Genomic DNA, 13,677 nt, shown 5'->3' with positions numbered 1-13,677 from the left:
CGGCGCACCGGATGGTCCGGTGCGCCGCCCGCGGTGGGGGGTGCCGTCGCTGTCCGCGCGTCCCGGGGTACGCCGTCAGCGGCGTGCCTTCGACCGGTCCAGCGCGGCCACGCCGAGCGCGGCCAGCCCGATCTGGATGAGCCACTCGACCCAGTCCACGCCGTCGGTGTCCGCCACGCCGAACGCGCCGGCGATCGCGGAGCCGATCAGCGCGGCCACGATGCCCACGAGGATGGTCCACAGCACGCCGATGCGCTGCCGGCCCGGGATCACGAGGCGCCCCAGGACACCGATGACGATGCCGATCACGATCGCGCTGATGATTCCGTCGACTTCCATCTCCGCCCCTTTCCGTCAAGACCCCCGCACCGGGCGTCTGCCCGCTCGGGGCGGACACAGTCCCGTCCGGCCGGGCCGGGAGTGAGCGGTCGGCGCCGGAGCGCGCGGCGGGCCGGCCCGCGCGGAGCGGGCCGGCCCGTAGGGGGCGCGGATCGGCTAGGACTTGGCGGCCTTCGCCGCCGTACCGGCGCAGACCGTCCCCAGCATCAGGGCCAGGGCACCGATGATGATGTTGTTCCAGATGACTCCGGCGTCCGGGGAGGAACCCACGATCCACGGCGAGATGATCATCCACACGCCGATGGCGCACATGGCTCCGCTGAGGCCGTACATGCGCTCCGGGGCCCGCGTGAACCCCAGGGCCAGCAGGCCGATCGCGATGCCCATGATCAGGTTGTGGGCGACCAGCGAGGGCTGGCTCGTCGTGAAGTGGAGGATCCAGGGGGACACGGCGCAGTACAGACCGAGCAGGAAGACCGGCCCGTCCACGAGTGCCACGTCCCGGCCGCCGAGCACACGGTCGTACCGGGCCCGCATCTCCGGGGCGTCGGGGTGGCTGCTTATGTCGCTTCTGGTGTCGCCTCTGGTGTGCGAGACGTTGGCCATGGTCGTCTCCTTTGACTGGCAGACCGTCCGCGTCTGATGCGGTATGCGATGACTGTCGCAACATCTCCCATTCTGCTCCTTATGTCGCCCTTATGTGTAGTGGCGGGCGAAGGCTGCCCGCCGTGCGGCCGGGGTGACAGGGGAGGGGGGTATGCGCGGAACGAACGCGGGCAGGCGGAACGTACCCGGCCGAGCCGATCGGCCACCGGTTTCCCCTCCTGGAGGTGTCTGCCGCTATGGGCGCGAAGGTGTTGGAGCGATTTCCGGCGGGAGCTCCGCGCGGTTCGTGGCCGGCGGAGGAGTTCGCCGCCGCACGACGGGCCCAGGGTGAGCCCGCGACGGTCGTCATGGATCTGAAGTCGGACGCGTTCCTCGTCGTCGTGCCGGCGTCCGACGACGACTGACCGGCCGGCGGCGCGCTCCGTCGGGGCGTGAGCGCGGGACGGCCCCGGTGTGGCGGCCCCGGGGCGGCCGAGGCGGACTGGTCTACACCCTTGACTGGTACATACCAATGCGGTTGAGTGTGGTGACCACCCCCCCCACCACGGCCGTCCCCAGGGCCCGCCGCACCCTGCCCCGTGTCGGGAACGGCCGTGCTCCGCCAAGGAGTTGATCCCGTGTCGAGACGTCGTATCTCCGCGGTCGTGGCCGTCCTCGCCCTCGCCGGCGCCGTGCCGGTGCTGATGCCGGCCACCCAGGCGTCCGCCGCCGCCTGTTCGAGCTACCCGAGCTGGGTGGCGGGCACGTGGTACGCCGCCGGTGACATCGTCCGCTACACCGACGGCAAGGCGTACATCGCCGAACACGCCAACCCGGGCTACGACCCGGTCATCAGCACCTGGTACTGGGAGCCGTACGCCTGCGACGGCGGCTCCACGCCGGTCGGGAACTTCGTGGTCTCCGAGGCCCAGTTCAACCAGATGTTCCCGAGCCGGAACGGGTTCTACACCTACGGCGGGCTCACCGCCGCGCTCGGCGCCTACCCCGGCTTCGCCACCACCGGCAGCGACACCGTCAAGAAGCAGGAGGCCGCCGCCTTCCTCGCCAACGTCAGCCACGAGACCGGCGGACTGGTGCACATCGTCGAGCAGGACACCTCCAACTACGCGCACTACTGCGACTGGAACCGGTCCTACGGCTGCCCGGCGGGACAGGCGGCCTACTACGGACGCGGTCCCATCCAGCTCAGCTGGAACTACAACTACAAGGCCGCGGGCGACGCCCTCGGCCTCGACCTGCTGAACAACCCCTGGCTGGTGCAGAACGACGCGGCCGTGGCCTGGAAGACGGGCCTGTGGTACTGGAACACCCAGTCCGGCCCCGGCACCATGACCCCGCACAACGCCATGGTCAACGGCGCCGGCTTCGGCCAGACCATCCGCTCCATCAACGGCTACGTGGAGTGCGACGGCGGCAACCCCGCGCAGGTGCAGAACCGGGTGACGACGTACCAGCGCTTCGCGCAGATCCTCGGGGTCGACCCGGGCCCCAACCTGTACTGCTGATCCCTGCCACCGGGCGTGTGCCAGACTCCGCCGATGACCTCGGAAACGATCACCGCCCACGCGTCCGGTACCTGGACCCTCGGTGACCTGCCCGTCCGCCGCGTCGGCCTCGGCGCGATGCGGCTGACGGGCAGCGCCGCCTTCCACCTCGGCACACCGGCCGACCGCGAACGGTCCCTCACCGTGCTGCGCCGGGCGGTCGACCTCGGCGTCAACCACATCGACACCGCCGCCTTCTACTTCTCCTCCCTCCGCTCCGCCAACGAACTGATCAACAGCGCGCTGGCGCCCTACCCCGACGATCTGGTGATCGCCGCCAAGGTCGGCCCGTTCCGGGACTGGTCCGGCGCGTGGGGCACCTCCGCGCGCCCCGAGGACCTGCGCGGCCACGTCGAGGAGAACCTGCGCGGGCTCGGCCGTGACCACCTCGACGTCGTCTACCTGCGCCGCATGCGCCAGGACTCGGTCGCCGAGCACTTCGGCGCCCTCGCCGAACTCCGCCGGGCAGGCCTGATCCGCCACCTCGGGCTCTCCGCCGTCGAGCCGCGCCACCTCGCCGAGGCTCAGGCCATCGCCCCGGTCGTCTGCGTCCAGAACCGCTACGGCCTCGGCTTCCACGACCCCGCCACCGACGAACTCGTGCGTCTGTGCCGTGACCAGGGCATCGCCTTCGTGCCGTTCTACGCCATCGCCGGCGAGGCCGGGCCCCAGCGGGCCGCCGCCGACCACGACGCCGGCGTCCGCGCGGTCGCCCGGGCGCACGGCGCGAGCCCCGCGCAGGTCCGGATCGCCTGGACCCTGCATCAAGGCCCGCACGTACTCGCCGTCCCCGGCACCGGCGACCCCGCCCACCTCGCCGAGAACGTGGCCGCGGGGGCGCTGCGCCTCACCGGGGAGGACCTGGCCCGGCTCGGCTGACGAGGAGGGCCGACGGGGGGCCGACGGGGGGTGGTACGGATGGCCTGGCAGTTTTACGTATAACTGCCATCCGTACTACCCTCTCCCCTCACCCCGCCCGGAGAGGTCCCGATGTCCCGTATCGCCCTGGTCACCCTCGTCGTCGACGACTACGACGAGGCCGTCCGCTTCTACACCGGCGCCCTGGGCTTCCGCCTGGCCGAGGACGCGCCCCGGCCCGACGGCTCCCGCTGGGTCGTCGTCGAGCCGGGCACCGGAGGCGGCACCGCGCTGTTGCTGGCCCGGGCCAAGGGCGAGCGGCAGCGCGCCCGGATCGGCGACCAGACCGGCGGGCGCGTCGGCTTCTTCCTGCACACCGACGACTTCGCCCGCGACCACGCCCGTATGACGGCGGCCGGCGTGACCTTCCTGGAGGAGCCCCGGCACGAGCCCTACGGCACGGTCGCGGTCTTCCAGGACCTGTACGGCAACCGCTGGGACCTGCTCCAGCCCACCACATCCGAGGACACCGACGCATGACCACGCTCGACACCGACACCCTCCGCCGGCTCCCCAAGGCCGTGCTGCACGACCACCTCGACGGCGGCCTGCGCCCCGCCACCGTCGTGGAACTGGCCCGGGAGGCCGGCCACACCCTGCCCGCCGACGGCCCCGACGCACTGGCCGACTGGTTCTACGCGGCCGCCAACTCCGGTGACCTGGTGCGCTACATAGCCACCTTCGAACACACCCTCGCCGTGCTCCAGACCCGTGAGGGCCTGCTGCGCGCCGCCGAGGAGTACGTCCTCGACCTCGCCGCCGACGGCGTGGTCTACGCCGAGGTGCGCTACGCCCCCGAGCTGATGCTGCGGGGCGGTCTGACCCTGCCCGAGGTCGTCGAGACCGTCCAGGAGGGCCTGGCCGCGGGCATGGCGAAGGCCGCGGCGGCCGGTACGCCCGTCCGGGTGGGCACCCTGCTGTGCGGGATGCGGATGTTCGACCGCGTCCGTGAGGCCGCCGACCTCGCGGTCGCCTTCCGGGACGCCGGGGTCGTCGGCTTCGACATCGCGGGCGCCGAGGACGGCTTCCCGCCCGCCGACCACCTCGCCGCCTTCGCCCACCTGCGGAGCGAGAACGTGCCGTTCACCATCCACGCCGGGGAGGCGTACGGCCTGCCCAGCATCCACCAGGCGGTCCAGGTGTGCGGCGCCCAGCGCATCGGCCACGGGGTGCGCATCACCGACGACATCCCCGACCTCGCGGCCGGCAAGCTGGGCCGCCTGGCCGGCTGGGTGCGGGACCGCCGGATCGCCCTGGAGATGTGCCCCACCTCCAACCTCCAGACCGGCGCCGCGGCCTCCATCGCCGAGCACCCGATCACGGCGCTGAAGGACCTCGGCTTCCGGGTCACCCTCAACACCGACAACCGCCTGGTCTCGGGCACGACGATGACCCGCGAGATGTCCTTGCTGGTGGAGCAGGCGGGCTGGACGGCCGAGGACCTGCGCACGGTCACGGTCAACGCCCTCAAGAGCGCCTTCGTCCCGTTCGACGAGCGCGAGGCCCTGATCGAGGACGTCGTCCTGCCCGGTTACGCCGCCGTGCTCTGAAGGAGCCCGCGCGCGTAGGCGGCCTGCCCCGCGTGCTGGAGGTCGTCGGACAGGACGCTGACCAGCCGGACGGCCAGCGTGACCGGCGGGTCCCAGGTGTCGTCCACCACGCGCTCCAGGTCCCGGGCGGTCAGGGAGCGCAGGGCGCCGAGCGTCTGCTCGTGCACGGCGTCGTAGTAGCCGGTCAGCAGGTCCGCCGAGCCGACCCGCACCTTCGCGACCTGCGCGGGACTGTGCCCGTACCCGGTGTCGCGGGCGGGCAGGCCGAGCCCGAAGCGCTTCTCCCAGTCCTGGGCCAGCCACACCTGGTCCAGGCCGAAGGCGTCCGCGATGTGGTCGTCCTGGACCCGGGTCAGATGCCAGATCAGCCAGGCGACGGAGTTGGCGTCGGGGGAGGGGCGGGCGGCCAGCTCGTCGGGGCCGACGCCGTCGACGGCGGCGTGGACCTCTTCCCGGACACGGCCGTAGCCCTCGATGAGGATGTCCTTGGCATGCATACGTCCACCATGACGCACGCGTCCGTCAGGCGCTCCTCGTCTCCAGCAGCGCCATCAGCGCCCGGGCGGCCGGGCTGGTGGCCTGCGGGGGCGGCAGCAGGGCCACGGTCTCGTACAGCACGTCGTCGGTCTCCTTCAGCGGCAGCGAGGTCAGGGACGCCCGCTTGTGCCGGAAGTGGCGCGGCACGACGGCGACGCCCAGGTCCTCGTCGATCAGATCGAGCAGCCCGTGCACGTCGTTGACCTCCAGCGCGACGGTGCGCCGCACGCCCGCCGCGGCGAACGCGGTGTCGGTGACGCGGCGCGGCCCCCAGTCCGGGTGGAAGTCGACGAAGACCTCGTCGGCCAGGTCGCGGGGGGCCAGTACCGCGCCGCGCCCGGCGAGGTGGTGACCCGGGTGGCACAGCACGGTCATCGGCTCGGCCGACAGCGACACCGAGCGCAGCCGGTCGCTGTCCGGCTGGATCCGGTAGGCGAAGGCCAGGTCGAGGCGGCCCGCGGCGACCTCCTCCGCCAGCTCGCCGGAGCCCGCCTGCCGCAGCCGGATCTCCACGTCCGGGTGACGGCGGCGGAAACCGGCCAGCAGCCCGGCCACCGGCACCCCGGCGATGCACTGCTCGGTGCCCACCGAGAGCGTGCCGCGCAGCACGCCCTGCACCGCGGCGACCGCCTCGTGCGCCGCCCGCACCTGTGCCAGGATGCGCTGCGCCTCGCCCAGCAGCGCCCGCCCGGCCTCGGTCAGCGTCACCCGGCGGGTGGTGCGGACGAACAGCGGTGCCCGCAGCTCCCGCTCCAGCGCCCGGATGGACGCCGACAGGCCCGACTGGGAGACGACCAGGCGTTCCGCCGCCCGGGTGAAGTGCTGGTCCTCGGCGACCGCGACGAAGTGCTGGAGATGGCGAAGTTCCACGACTGAGAAGCGTAGTCGCTGAATCCCATCGGATTCTCCTGTTGGACCACTCGCCGGGACCGGCGCGAGAGTGGGAGCCGGTTCCGTCGTACCGACCCCTCTGGAGACGCGTTGTACACCGCACACCCCGACCGCTACGCGACCCTGCCCTACCGGCGCACCGGACGCAGCGGCCTCAAGCTCCCCGCGCTCTCGCTCGGCCTGTGGCACAACTTCGGCCCGGACCGCCCGGTGGAGACCCAGCGCGCCATCCTGCGCCGCGCCTTCGACCTCGGCGTCACCCACTTCGACCTGGCCAACAACTACGGCCCGCCGCCCGGCGCCGCCGAGTCCGCCCTCGGCGAGGCCCTGAAGGCCGACTTCGCGCCGTACCGCGACGAGCTGGTGATCTCCACCAAGGCCGGCTACCTGATGTGGCCCGGCCCGTACGGCGAGTGGGGTTCGCGCAAGTACCTGCTGTCCTCCCTCGACCAGAGCCTGAAGCGGATGGGCCTGGAGTACGTCGACATCTTCTACTCGCACCGCCCCGACCCGGAGACTCCGCTGGAGGAGACGATGGGCGCCCTCCACTCGGCGGTGCAACAGGGCAAGGCGCTCTACGTCGGCGTCTCCAACTACTCGGCGGAGCAGACGCGGGAGGCCGCGCGCATCCTCGCCGACCTCGGCACGCCGCTGCTGATCCACCAGCCGCGCTACTCGATGCTCGACCGCCGCCCGGAGAGCGAGGGCCTGCTGGACACGCTCGACGAGCTGGAGGTGGGCTCCATCGCCTACTCCCCGCTGGAGCAGGGCCTGCTGACCGGCCGCTACCTCGACGGCATCCCGGAGGACTCGCGGGCGGCGAGCGACAGCCCCTTCCTGAACTCGGACGCGGTCACCGAGGACCTCGTCGCCAAGCTGCGCGCGCTCGACTCGATCGCCACGTCCCGCGGCCAGTCCCTGGCGCAGATGGCCCTGGCCTGGGTGCTGCGCGGGGGCCGGGTGACCTCCGCGCTGGTCGGCGCGAGCAGCCCGGCGCAGCTGGAGGACAGCGTCGCGGCCGTCGGCAACCTGGACTTCGACGCCGGCGAACTGGCCCGGATCGACGAACTCGTCGCAGCCTAGGCGGAGTTCCGGCCAGTCGAAGCTGTGAATATGCCAAGAGACTGGCCGGAAAGACGTGGTGACAGTGGTTCAGCAGTGAACATACTCGACTCCTAGGGCGCATCACGCCACGCGACAGCGCCCTCACCCACAGCGCACGACGCACGCGACGGGGGAGGGGAGACGTGCACGACGAGTTCCTGTGCCATGTCACCGCGTACGGAGTCTGTGACGGGCGACGGATCGGCGTCCCCCTGGGGACCTACCGGGCGCCCACCCTCGCCCTCGCCCTGTGGTGGCTGCGCGACCGCGCCTTCTGGATCGCCGAGCGGCTCGATCCGCAGCCCGACCGGCCGCACCTGCCGCGCGGCGCCCTGACCCCGGTCGCCGACGACGCCCCGGACGTCCCGCGGGCGCTGCGCGCCTGGTGCGCCGACGTGGTGCAGCAGGAACTGGTCGGCGAGGAACTGGCCGCCGGGCGGCTGGTGCGGGTCGCCACCAGCGACGAGACCACCGAGTACGAACTGCTCGCCGAGTCGGTGGACGCCCTGCGCATGCAGCGCACCGGCCCGGCCCTGGTGGTGCCCGTCGCCTGACCGGCGTCACCGGCGCAGTGCCGTCTCCCGCTCCATGCGCGACAGCTTCTCGGGGTTGCGCACGGCGTACAGGCCGGTGATGAGGCCGTCGTCGACGCGCACCGCCACCACGCTGTCCAAGCCGCCGTCGAGCCGCACGACCAGCGCCGGGTGGCCGTTGACCTGCGCCGGCCGCAGCGAGACCTCGGCGGTGAGCCGGCCCAGCGCGCCGAGCAGCAGCCGGGCCACCTTGTCGGCGCCGTCGACGGGCCGCAGGACGGCCTGCCGGACTCCGCCGCCGTCGCCCAGCAGTACGACGTCCGGCGCGAGGATGTCGAGCAGGCCCTGCAGGTCGCCCGTCTCGACCGCCCGCCGGAACGCGGCGAGCGCGTCCCGGGTGTCGGCGGGGGAGACGGTCCCGCGCGGCCGGCGCGCCGCGACATGGGCCCGGGCCCGGTGCGCGATCTGCCGGACCGCGGCCGGGCTCTTGCCGACGGCGTCGGCGATCTCCCCGTACTCCAGGGCGAACACCTCGCGCAGTACGAACACCGCCCGCTCGACGGGCGCCAGCGTCTCCAGCACCAGCAGCATGGCCATCGAGACGCTGTCGGCCAGTTCGACGTCCTCGGCCACGTCCGGGGTGGTCAGCAGGGGCTCCGGCAGCCAGGAGCCGACGTAGGACTCCTTGCGGCGGCCCAGCGCGCGCAGCCGGCTCAGTGCCTGGCGCGTGGTGACGCGGACCAGGTAGGCCCGCGGGTCCCGTACCTCGCCGAGATCGACGCCCGCCCACCGCAGCCAGGTCTCCTGGAGCACGTCCTCCGCGTCGGCGGCGGAGCCGAGCATCTCGTAGGCCACGGTGAACAGCAGGTTGCGGTGGGCGACGAACGCCTCGGTGGCTCGGTCGCTGTGTTCTGTCGTCACGTACCCGAGACGCCGGCCGGGGCGGTTCCGTGACAGCACCGGCCGGTGGCGCACGTCACATTTCCGCCACGTCACAGGGAACGGAGCACCGGCGTCCTGTGGGCATCCGACGCACGGACACGAGTGAGGACGACGCCATGGAAACCCGGTTCAACCTGTTCGAGAACGAGATCGCGGCCAAGTTCGCCAAGCGGTTCGCGGGCACGGCGGTGGTGCTCCAGCAGTCGCCGCTGCCGAGGTCCACGCAGGAACTGGTGTCGCTGCGCGCCAGTCAGATCAACGGCTGCGGCCACTGCGTCGACATGCACGCCAAGGAGGCCGCGGCGGCCGGGGAGAGCGCGGTGCGGCTCAGCCTGGTCGCCACCTGGCGCGAGTCCACCGTCTTCACCGAGGCCGAACGGGCCGCGCTGGCCCTCGCCGAGGAGGGCACCCGGCTCGCCGACGCCCACCAGGGCGTGTCCGACGAGACCTGGCAGCTGGTACGCAAGCACTACGACGACGATCAGACCGCCGCGCTGGTCTGCCTGGTCGGGCTGATCAACGCGGCCAACCGGCTCGCCGTGATCACCCGTCAGAAGGGCGGTTCCTACGAGCCCGGGGCGTTCGCCGCCGCGTTCGACTGATCCCTCCGACGCCGGGTTCCGAGGCGCGTCAGCAGCGCGCCGAGGAACCCGGCGGCCAGCCCCCACCCCGCCGCGAGGCCGACCACGGTCCACAGCCGCGGCCGCAGGAACAGTTCCCCGGAGAGCCCGCCGCCCAGGTCGCCGAGGCCCAGCAGCGACAGGCCGTACTGCGCCCAGACCCGGCCCACCAGACCGATCACGAGCACCGTCGCCATCAGCGCGCAGGCCATCCGCACGGCGTCCCGCCAGGCCGGCGTCCCGGCCGGCGACCGCGCCGCCAGCACGCACCCGGCGGCCGGCAGCAGCACCGCGGCGGCGGCCAGCAGCCACCACGCCCGCCCGTCCTGGCCGGTGAGCGTCCCCAGGTTGACGTTCGAGACGTCCGGGGTGCGCAGCACCTCGTCCAGGACGCGGGGCATCGGCAGCCCGAACGGCCCCTCCACCCGCCCGTTCCAGGTGCCGCCCATGCCGATGGTCAGCGCGGGCCACGCCAGGTTGGGCAGCCCGAGCAGCACCACGGCGAGGGTCTGCGCCGGACGCCCCCGGGTGGCCGCGACGACCAGCGTGACGACGGCGCCGACCGCGACGCAGGCGAGCAGCAGCGCGACCATGGCGTACGCCGCCGGACGCGCGGCCGACCGCAGCCGCCCGAGCCGCCCGGACAGCGGCGCCCCGCCCGCCACCAGCAGCGCCACGAGGAGGACGCCCGCCAGCCACAGCAGGCCGGAGAACACGGTCAGCGGCACGTCCGTGGTGAAGCCGACGGTCGGGGAGACGCCGAACAGGTCACCGAGGTCGTCCAGCCACCCCTCGCCGAGGGAGACCTCGAAGGTGTGCCGGGCGGCGAGGGCCAGGGCGAGCAGGGCGAGCAGCCACAGGACGGCGATCCGGCCGGCCCAGCGGGCCAGTTCCGGCGCGTCGGCCACCGTGCGGCGGCGCAGCGGCCCGAGGAAGCCCCGTCCCACCACCAGCGCCCCGGCCAGCGTCACCGACAGCGGCATCACGGTGAGCCCGGCCCCGGCGCCGGCCAGCTCCCCGGCGTCCCCGGACAGTTCCACCGCCCCGCCCAGCGCGGTCACGAGGACCGCCGCGACGACCGGCCAGAAGGCCCCGTCGGGCAGGTCGGCCGCGCCGGCCGCCCACAGCCCGAGCGCGGCGACCGCGAACGGGACGGCCAGCCCGGCCAGCACCGTGCCGAGGGCCGCTGGCCAGCCGTGGTCGGAGGGGGTGCGCACACTCACCCCGCCACGCTAAGCAGCGCCCGTCATCCCCGCCCGCCGGGCGCGGCGCACGGAGTCGTCCGCCGCCCGGCGCGGCCTCATCCGGCCCGGACGACCAGCGCGTAGTCGCCCAGCCCCAGCAGCCGCTCCGCCGGGATGTCCCCGTGGGCCGTGACCACCGTCAGCAACCGGCCGGTGTCCGGGTCGAAGACGAGGTCCCGGACCGTGCCCCGTTCGTCCCCCGCGTCGGTCAGCACCCGGCTGCCCACCGGGTCGTGCGGCGGCGGCACCGGGTCGGCGGGGCCCGCCGACCGGACCAGGACGGCGTCCGGCCCCACGGCGTGCAGCGCCGCCCAGGGCAGCACCGTCTCCCGGCGCGGACGCCGGCCGCGCAGCCTCAGGTGGGTGACCGTGCCCGAGCCGGCGTCGACGGCCAGGGACGTCACGGCCCCCAGCTCCGCCGCGTCGGTCAGGGTGAGTACCGGCAGCCCCCGTATCTCGGAGAACAGCGTCATGACGAGGGCTCCCTCCGGTGGCCCGGCACGCCACCGGCCGCCAGAGCGGCCAGCTCGTCGAGACTCCCCACGACATGGCGGACGGCGTCCGCGGGCAGGACCAGTGCCCGCCCGGACACGGCGAGGGTCTCACCGCGCGGCACGTAGACCTGGCGCCGGCGGCGCCGGGACCCCGGCGCGAGCGACTTGCTCGCGGCCACCCGGAAGCCGACCACCCGGCCACTGCCACCGCCCTCGACCACCACGTCGAGCACCGTGCCGACGTCGGTGCCCGCGTCCGTCAGCACCCTCGCCCCCAGCACCCGGCCCTGCGCCGCCTCCCGGCGGGCCATCACGGCGGCCGTCTCCGCCAGCTCCCGCCGGTCCCGGACCAGCACCGCGTCATGGCCGAGCGCGTGCACGGCGGGCCAGGGCAGGCTCTCCCGCAGCGGGCCCGACAGCAGGCCCCGCCCGCTGAGGGTGAAACCCGTGATCCGTCCGGCCTCCGCGTCGAAGACCGTGTCCTTGACCTGTGCCACCGCGTCACCGCCCAGGGTCACCACCGGCCGGGTGGTCAGACTCCGCGCGGCCATCAGCTCGTTCATCGCACGCCCTTCCCGCCGGACCGGCGCCCGGACCGCACCGCGACGACCGTGCCGGACCGCCGGCGGGCCTGTACCGCCAGCGTCAACAGCGCCGCGGCGACCAGCACCGCGACCACCACGACGAGCCACGTCCACCAGGCCACGGTCCACCTCCGCCGTTCCGCCCCGGCCGCCGCTGCGCGACGGCTCCGGTCACGGACCGGGTGCCCCGTGCGGCTGTGACAATTCCCGCAGTCAGAATGAAGGGACATGCACGGCCGACGGCGGGGTACCAGGACTGGTGCAGCAGCGTCCGGCCAGTCCGGCTTCCGAGAGAGAAACGCATGATCGACCACCTGGACGGGGCAGTGATACCGACTGGTTTCGACGTGCCCGTGGAACCGCTACGGCGGGCGGCACACTACACCGGCGAGCCCGGATGCATCGCCGAGGCGCGTTCCTTCGCCTCGCTCTTCCTCCAGCAGCTGAGGACCGAGTGGTGCGCCACGATCGGCCGCCCCGCCGACGGCGCGGTGCTCCTGGTGGTGAGTGAACTGGTCACCAACGCCGACCGGCACAGCCAGGGCCCCTACATCCTGGAGCTGGAGGGCACGGACACGTCGGTGACGGTCTCCGTCTACGACAGCAGCGCGGCGCTGCCCAAGCGTTTCCCCCGCGACCCGGAGCGGATCGGCCGGCACGGCCTGGAGATCGTGCACGCCCTGGCCGGCGAACTCGTCGTGGAACGGGTCCCGGTCGGCAAGCGCGTCCGCGCGGTCGTCCCGCTCACCGAGTGAGCCCGCCCGCACCGGACGAGCCCGCCTGAAGGCGGTTCCGGGGCCCGCGGAGACGGGCCCCGCCGTGCGTTCAGGCGCGGTCCAGCTCGCCCAGCATGCCCTCGCGCAGCCGGGCGATGATCCGCTTGATCAGCCGGGAGACGTGCATCTGCGTGCAGCCGAGCCGTTCGCCGATCTCCGCCTGGGTGGCCTCCTCCACGAACCGCATGTGCAGGATCCGCCGGTCGCGCTCGCCGAGTGCGGCCATCAGCGGCGCCAGCGAGTGGACGTCCTCGACGAGCCGCAGCCCGTCCTCCTCCACGCCGATGAAGTCGGCCAGGACCGACTCGCCGCCCTCGGGGCCGTCCCCGGTGAGCGCGGCGTCCAGCGACGAGGAGTGGTAGCCGTTGGCGGCGATCTGCCCCTCGATCACCTGCTCCGGGCTGAGGTTCATCAGCGTGGCCAGCTCGGCGACGGTCGGCTCGCGGTCCAGCCGGCTGGACAGCTCCTCACGGGCCCTGGCCAGCTCGACGCGGAGTTCCTGGAGCCGCCTGGGCACGTGCACCGCCCAGGTGGTGTCCCGGAAGAAGCGCTTGATCTCGCCGACGATGTACGGCAGCGCGAAGGAGGTGAACTCCACCTCGCGCGACAGCTCGAACCGGTCGATGGCCTTGATCAGACCGATCATCCCGGTCTGGACGACGTCCTCCATGTCGTCGCCGCGGCCACGGAACCGGCCGGCGGCGAACCGCACCAGCGACATGTTCATCTCGATCAGGGTGCCCCGCGCGTACTGGTACTCGCGCGTCCCCTCCTCGAGCACGGACAGCCGCTGGAAGAACTGGCGGGACAGCTCCCGCGCGTCACGCGGCGCCACGGACCGGCCGTCCACCGCACCCGGCGGCAACGCCCCGTCCGCGGTCTCCCCGGCGCGCGGTGCCCGCGGCCGGACCACGGCGGTGTCCCTCGCCTCTGCCACGAAAGTCACGGTCTCGACGCCTCCCTGCATCCGTCCGGGGGTGCGGACACCCGGGTCG

At 73.4% G+C, this 13,677-nt stretch carries 19 protein-coding genes; 9 read left to right on the top strand and 10 right to left on the bottom strand.

Features of this window, described 5'->3' with window-relative positions; genetic code table 11:
- Positions 1-75: 75 nt before the first annotated feature.
- The gene (locus ACIQR3_RS18240; protein WP_403539813.1) at positions 76-339 is read right to left on the bottom strand and encodes a GlsB/YeaQ/YmgE family stress response membrane protein; all 264 of its coding nucleotides are present in this window, start codon (positions 337-339) and stop codon (positions 76-78) included.
- Positions 340-495: 156 nt separating this feature from the next.
- Positions 496-945, bottom strand: a complete 450-nt coding sequence (locus ACIQR3_RS18235) for an SPW repeat protein (protein ID WP_403539810.1) — start codon at positions 943-945, stop codon at positions 496-498.
- A gap of 236 nt (positions 946-1,181) precedes the next feature.
- Between ACIQR3_RS18235 and ACIQR3_RS18230 the strand changes: the two genes are divergently transcribed.
- The 5 genes from ACIQR3_RS18230 to ACIQR3_RS18210 all read left to right on the top strand — a co-directional run bounded on the left by ACIQR3_RS18230 (position 1,182) and on the right by ACIQR3_RS18210 (position 4,957).
- Positions 1,182-1,349, top strand: a complete 168-nt coding sequence (locus ACIQR3_RS18230) for a hypothetical protein (protein ID WP_361166524.1) — start codon at positions 1,182-1,184, stop codon at positions 1,347-1,349.
- A 213-nt stretch (positions 1,350-1,562) separates the two neighbouring features.
- Complete coding sequence (locus tag ACIQR3_RS18225) at positions 1,563-2,450, top strand: glycoside hydrolase family 19 protein (protein WP_403539807.1); 888 nt, start codon at positions 1,563-1,565, stop codon at positions 2,448-2,450.
- A 33-nt stretch (positions 2,451-2,483) separates the two neighbouring features.
- Positions 2,484-3,368, top strand: a complete 885-nt coding sequence (locus tag ACIQR3_RS18220) for an aldo/keto reductase (RefSeq protein WP_403539804.1) — start codon at positions 2,484-2,486, stop codon at positions 3,366-3,368.
- Between the two features lie 111 nt (positions 3,369-3,479).
- Positions 3,480-3,887, top strand: a complete 408-nt coding sequence (locus ACIQR3_RS18215; protein ID WP_403539802.1) for a VOC family protein — start codon at positions 3,480-3,482, stop codon at positions 3,885-3,887.
- Positions 3,884-4,957, top strand: a complete 1,074-nt coding sequence (locus ACIQR3_RS18210; RefSeq protein ID WP_403539800.1) for an adenosine deaminase — start codon at positions 3,884-3,886, stop codon at positions 4,955-4,957. Before ACIQR3_RS18215 ends, ACIQR3_RS18210 begins: the two co-directional genes overlap by 4 nt.
- On the opposite strand, the gene ACIQR3_RS18205 is transcribed toward ACIQR3_RS18210, so the two are convergent.
- Both ACIQR3_RS18205 and ACIQR3_RS18200 read right to left on the bottom strand, forming a co-directional pair.
- Positions 4,939-5,454, bottom strand: a complete 516-nt coding sequence (locus ACIQR3_RS18205; RefSeq protein ID WP_403539799.1) for a DinB family protein — start codon at positions 5,452-5,454, stop codon at positions 4,939-4,941. The two genes, ACIQR3_RS18210 and ACIQR3_RS18205, sit on opposite strands and share 19 nt — an antisense overlap.
- A gap of 25 nt (positions 5,455-5,479) precedes the next feature.
- Positions 5,480-6,364: a LysR substrate-binding domain-containing protein gene (locus tag ACIQR3_RS18200; protein WP_403539797.1), complete on the bottom strand. Its 885-nt coding sequence runs from the start codon at positions 6,362-6,364 to the stop codon at positions 5,480-5,482.
- A 111-nt stretch (positions 6,365-6,475) separates the two neighbouring features.
- Between ACIQR3_RS18200 and mgrA the strand changes: the two genes are divergently transcribed.
- Together mgrA and ACIQR3_RS18190 are read left to right on the top strand one after the other, a co-directional pair.
- A complete protein-coding gene (gene mgrA / locus ACIQR3_RS18195; RefSeq protein WP_403539795.1) occupies positions 6,476-7,468 on the top strand; it encodes an L-glyceraldehyde 3-phosphate reductase in 993 nt (330 codons plus the stop codon).
- 164 nt (positions 7,469-7,632) lie between these two features.
- The gene (locus tag ACIQR3_RS18190) at positions 7,633-8,043 is read left to right on the top strand and encodes a hypothetical protein (protein ID WP_215167151.1); all 411 of its coding nucleotides are present in this window, start codon (positions 7,633-7,635) and stop codon (positions 8,041-8,043) included.
- Between the two features lie 6 nt (positions 8,044-8,049).
- Here ACIQR3_RS18190 and ACIQR3_RS18185 read toward each other — a convergent pair whose 3' ends face one another.
- Positions 8,050-8,943 carry an RNA polymerase sigma-70 factor gene (locus ACIQR3_RS18185; RefSeq protein ID WP_403539792.1) on the bottom strand — a complete coding sequence of 298 codons (894 nt, stop codon included), beginning with the start codon at positions 8,941-8,943 and terminating at the stop codon, positions 8,050-8,052.
- Positions 8,944-9,080: 137 nt separating this feature from the next.
- Between ACIQR3_RS18185 and ACIQR3_RS18180 the strand changes: the two genes are divergently transcribed.
- Entirely contained in the window at positions 9,081-9,566 is a 486-nt protein-coding gene (locus ACIQR3_RS18180) for a carboxymuconolactone decarboxylase family protein (protein WP_403539789.1), read from the top strand.
- Here ACIQR3_RS18180 and ACIQR3_RS18175 read toward each other — a convergent pair.
- The 4 genes from ACIQR3_RS18175 to ACIQR3_RS18160 all read right to left on the bottom strand — a co-directional run bounded on the left by ACIQR3_RS18175 (position 9,530) and on the right by ACIQR3_RS18160 (position 12,028).
- Positions 9,530-10,807 (bottom strand): streptophobe family protein, encoded by a 1,278-nt coding sequence (locus tag ACIQR3_RS18175; RefSeq protein WP_403539786.1) that lies wholly within the window; start codon positions 10,805-10,807, stop codon positions 9,530-9,532. The genes ACIQR3_RS18180 and ACIQR3_RS18175 overlap by 37 nt on opposite strands.
- A 77-nt stretch (positions 10,808-10,884) precedes the next feature.
- A complete protein-coding gene (locus tag ACIQR3_RS18170; protein ID WP_403539784.1) occupies positions 10,885-11,301 on the bottom strand; it encodes a PRC-barrel domain-containing protein in 417 nt (138 codons plus the stop codon).
- Positions 11,298-11,885: a PRC-barrel domain-containing protein gene (locus ACIQR3_RS18165; protein ID WP_403539783.1), complete on the bottom strand. Its 588-nt coding sequence runs from the start codon at positions 11,883-11,885 to the stop codon at positions 11,298-11,300. Before ACIQR3_RS18165 ends, ACIQR3_RS18170 begins: the two co-directional genes overlap by 4 nt.
- Complete coding sequence (locus ACIQR3_RS18160; RefSeq protein WP_403539781.1) at positions 11,882-12,028, bottom strand: hypothetical protein; 147 nt, start codon at positions 12,026-12,028, stop codon at positions 11,882-11,884. The genes ACIQR3_RS18165 and ACIQR3_RS18160 overlap by 4 nt, the downstream gene beginning before the upstream one ends.
- A gap of 180 nt (positions 12,029-12,208) precedes the next feature.
- Here ACIQR3_RS18160 and ACIQR3_RS18155 point away from each other — a divergent pair, with 180 nt between their 5' ends.
- Complete coding sequence (locus ACIQR3_RS18155) at positions 12,209-12,661, top strand: ATP-binding protein (RefSeq protein WP_403539779.1); 453 nt, start codon at positions 12,209-12,211, stop codon at positions 12,659-12,661.
- Between the two features lie 70 nt (positions 12,662-12,731).
- Here ACIQR3_RS18155 and ACIQR3_RS18150 read toward each other — a convergent pair whose 3' ends face one another.
- Positions 12,732-13,649 carry an RNA polymerase sigma factor SigF gene (locus ACIQR3_RS18150; protein WP_403539776.1) on the bottom strand — a complete coding sequence of 306 codons (918 nt, stop codon included), beginning with the start codon at positions 13,647-13,649 and terminating at the stop codon, positions 12,732-12,734.
- Positions 13,650-13,677: the final 28 nt, after the last annotated feature.

The sequence above is a fragment of the Streptomyces sp. NPDC090994 genome, from assembly GCF_044768905.1.
Classification (GTDB): Bacteria; Actinomycetota; Actinomycetes; order Streptomycetales; family Streptomycetaceae; genus Streptomyces.
This window is presented reverse-complemented; position numbering and strand designations above follow the sequence as displayed.

Coding starts and splice junctions, on each gene's coding strand:
- ACIQR3_RS18240 (WP_403539813.1), bottom strand. CDS start 339: ATGGAAGTCGACGGAATCATCAGCGCGATCGTGATCGGCATCGTCATC.
- ACIQR3_RS18235 (WP_403539810.1), bottom strand. CDS start 945: ATGGCCAACGTCTCGCACACCAGAGGCGACACCAGAAGCGACATAAGC.
- ACIQR3_RS18230 (WP_361166524.1), top strand. CDS start 1,182: ATGGGCGCGAAGGTGTTGGAGCGATTTCCGGCGGGAGCTCCGCGCGGT.
- ACIQR3_RS18220 (WP_403539804.1), top strand. CDS start 2,484: ATGACCTCGGAAACGATCACCGCCCACGCGTCCGGTACCTGGACCCTC.
- ACIQR3_RS18215 (WP_403539802.1), top strand. CDS start 3,480: ATGTCCCGTATCGCCCTGGTCACCCTCGTCGTCGACGACTACGACGAG.
- ACIQR3_RS18210 (WP_403539800.1), top strand. CDS start 3,884: ATGACCACGCTCGACACCGACACCCTCCGCCGGCTCCCCAAGGCCGTG.
- ACIQR3_RS18205 (WP_403539799.1), bottom strand. CDS start 5,454: ATGCATGCCAAGGACATCCTCATCGAGGGCTACGGCCGTGTCCGGGAA.
- ACIQR3_RS18180 (WP_403539789.1), top strand. CDS start 9,081: ATGGAAACCCGGTTCAACCTGTTCGAGAACGAGATCGCGGCCAAGTTC.
- ACIQR3_RS18170 (WP_403539784.1), bottom strand. CDS start 11,301: ATGACGCTGTTCTCCGAGATACGGGGGCTGCCGGTACTCACCCTGACC.
- ACIQR3_RS18165 (WP_403539783.1), bottom strand. CDS start 11,885: ATGAACGAGCTGATGGCCGCGCGGAGTCTGACCACCCGGCCGGTGGTG.
- ACIQR3_RS18155 (WP_403539779.1), top strand. CDS start 12,209: ATGATCGACCACCTGGACGGGGCAGTGATACCGACTGGTTTCGACGTG.
- ACIQR3_RS18150 (WP_403539776.1), bottom strand. CDS start 13,649: ATGCAGGGAGGCGTCGAGACCGTGACTTTCGTGGCAGAGGCGAGGGAC.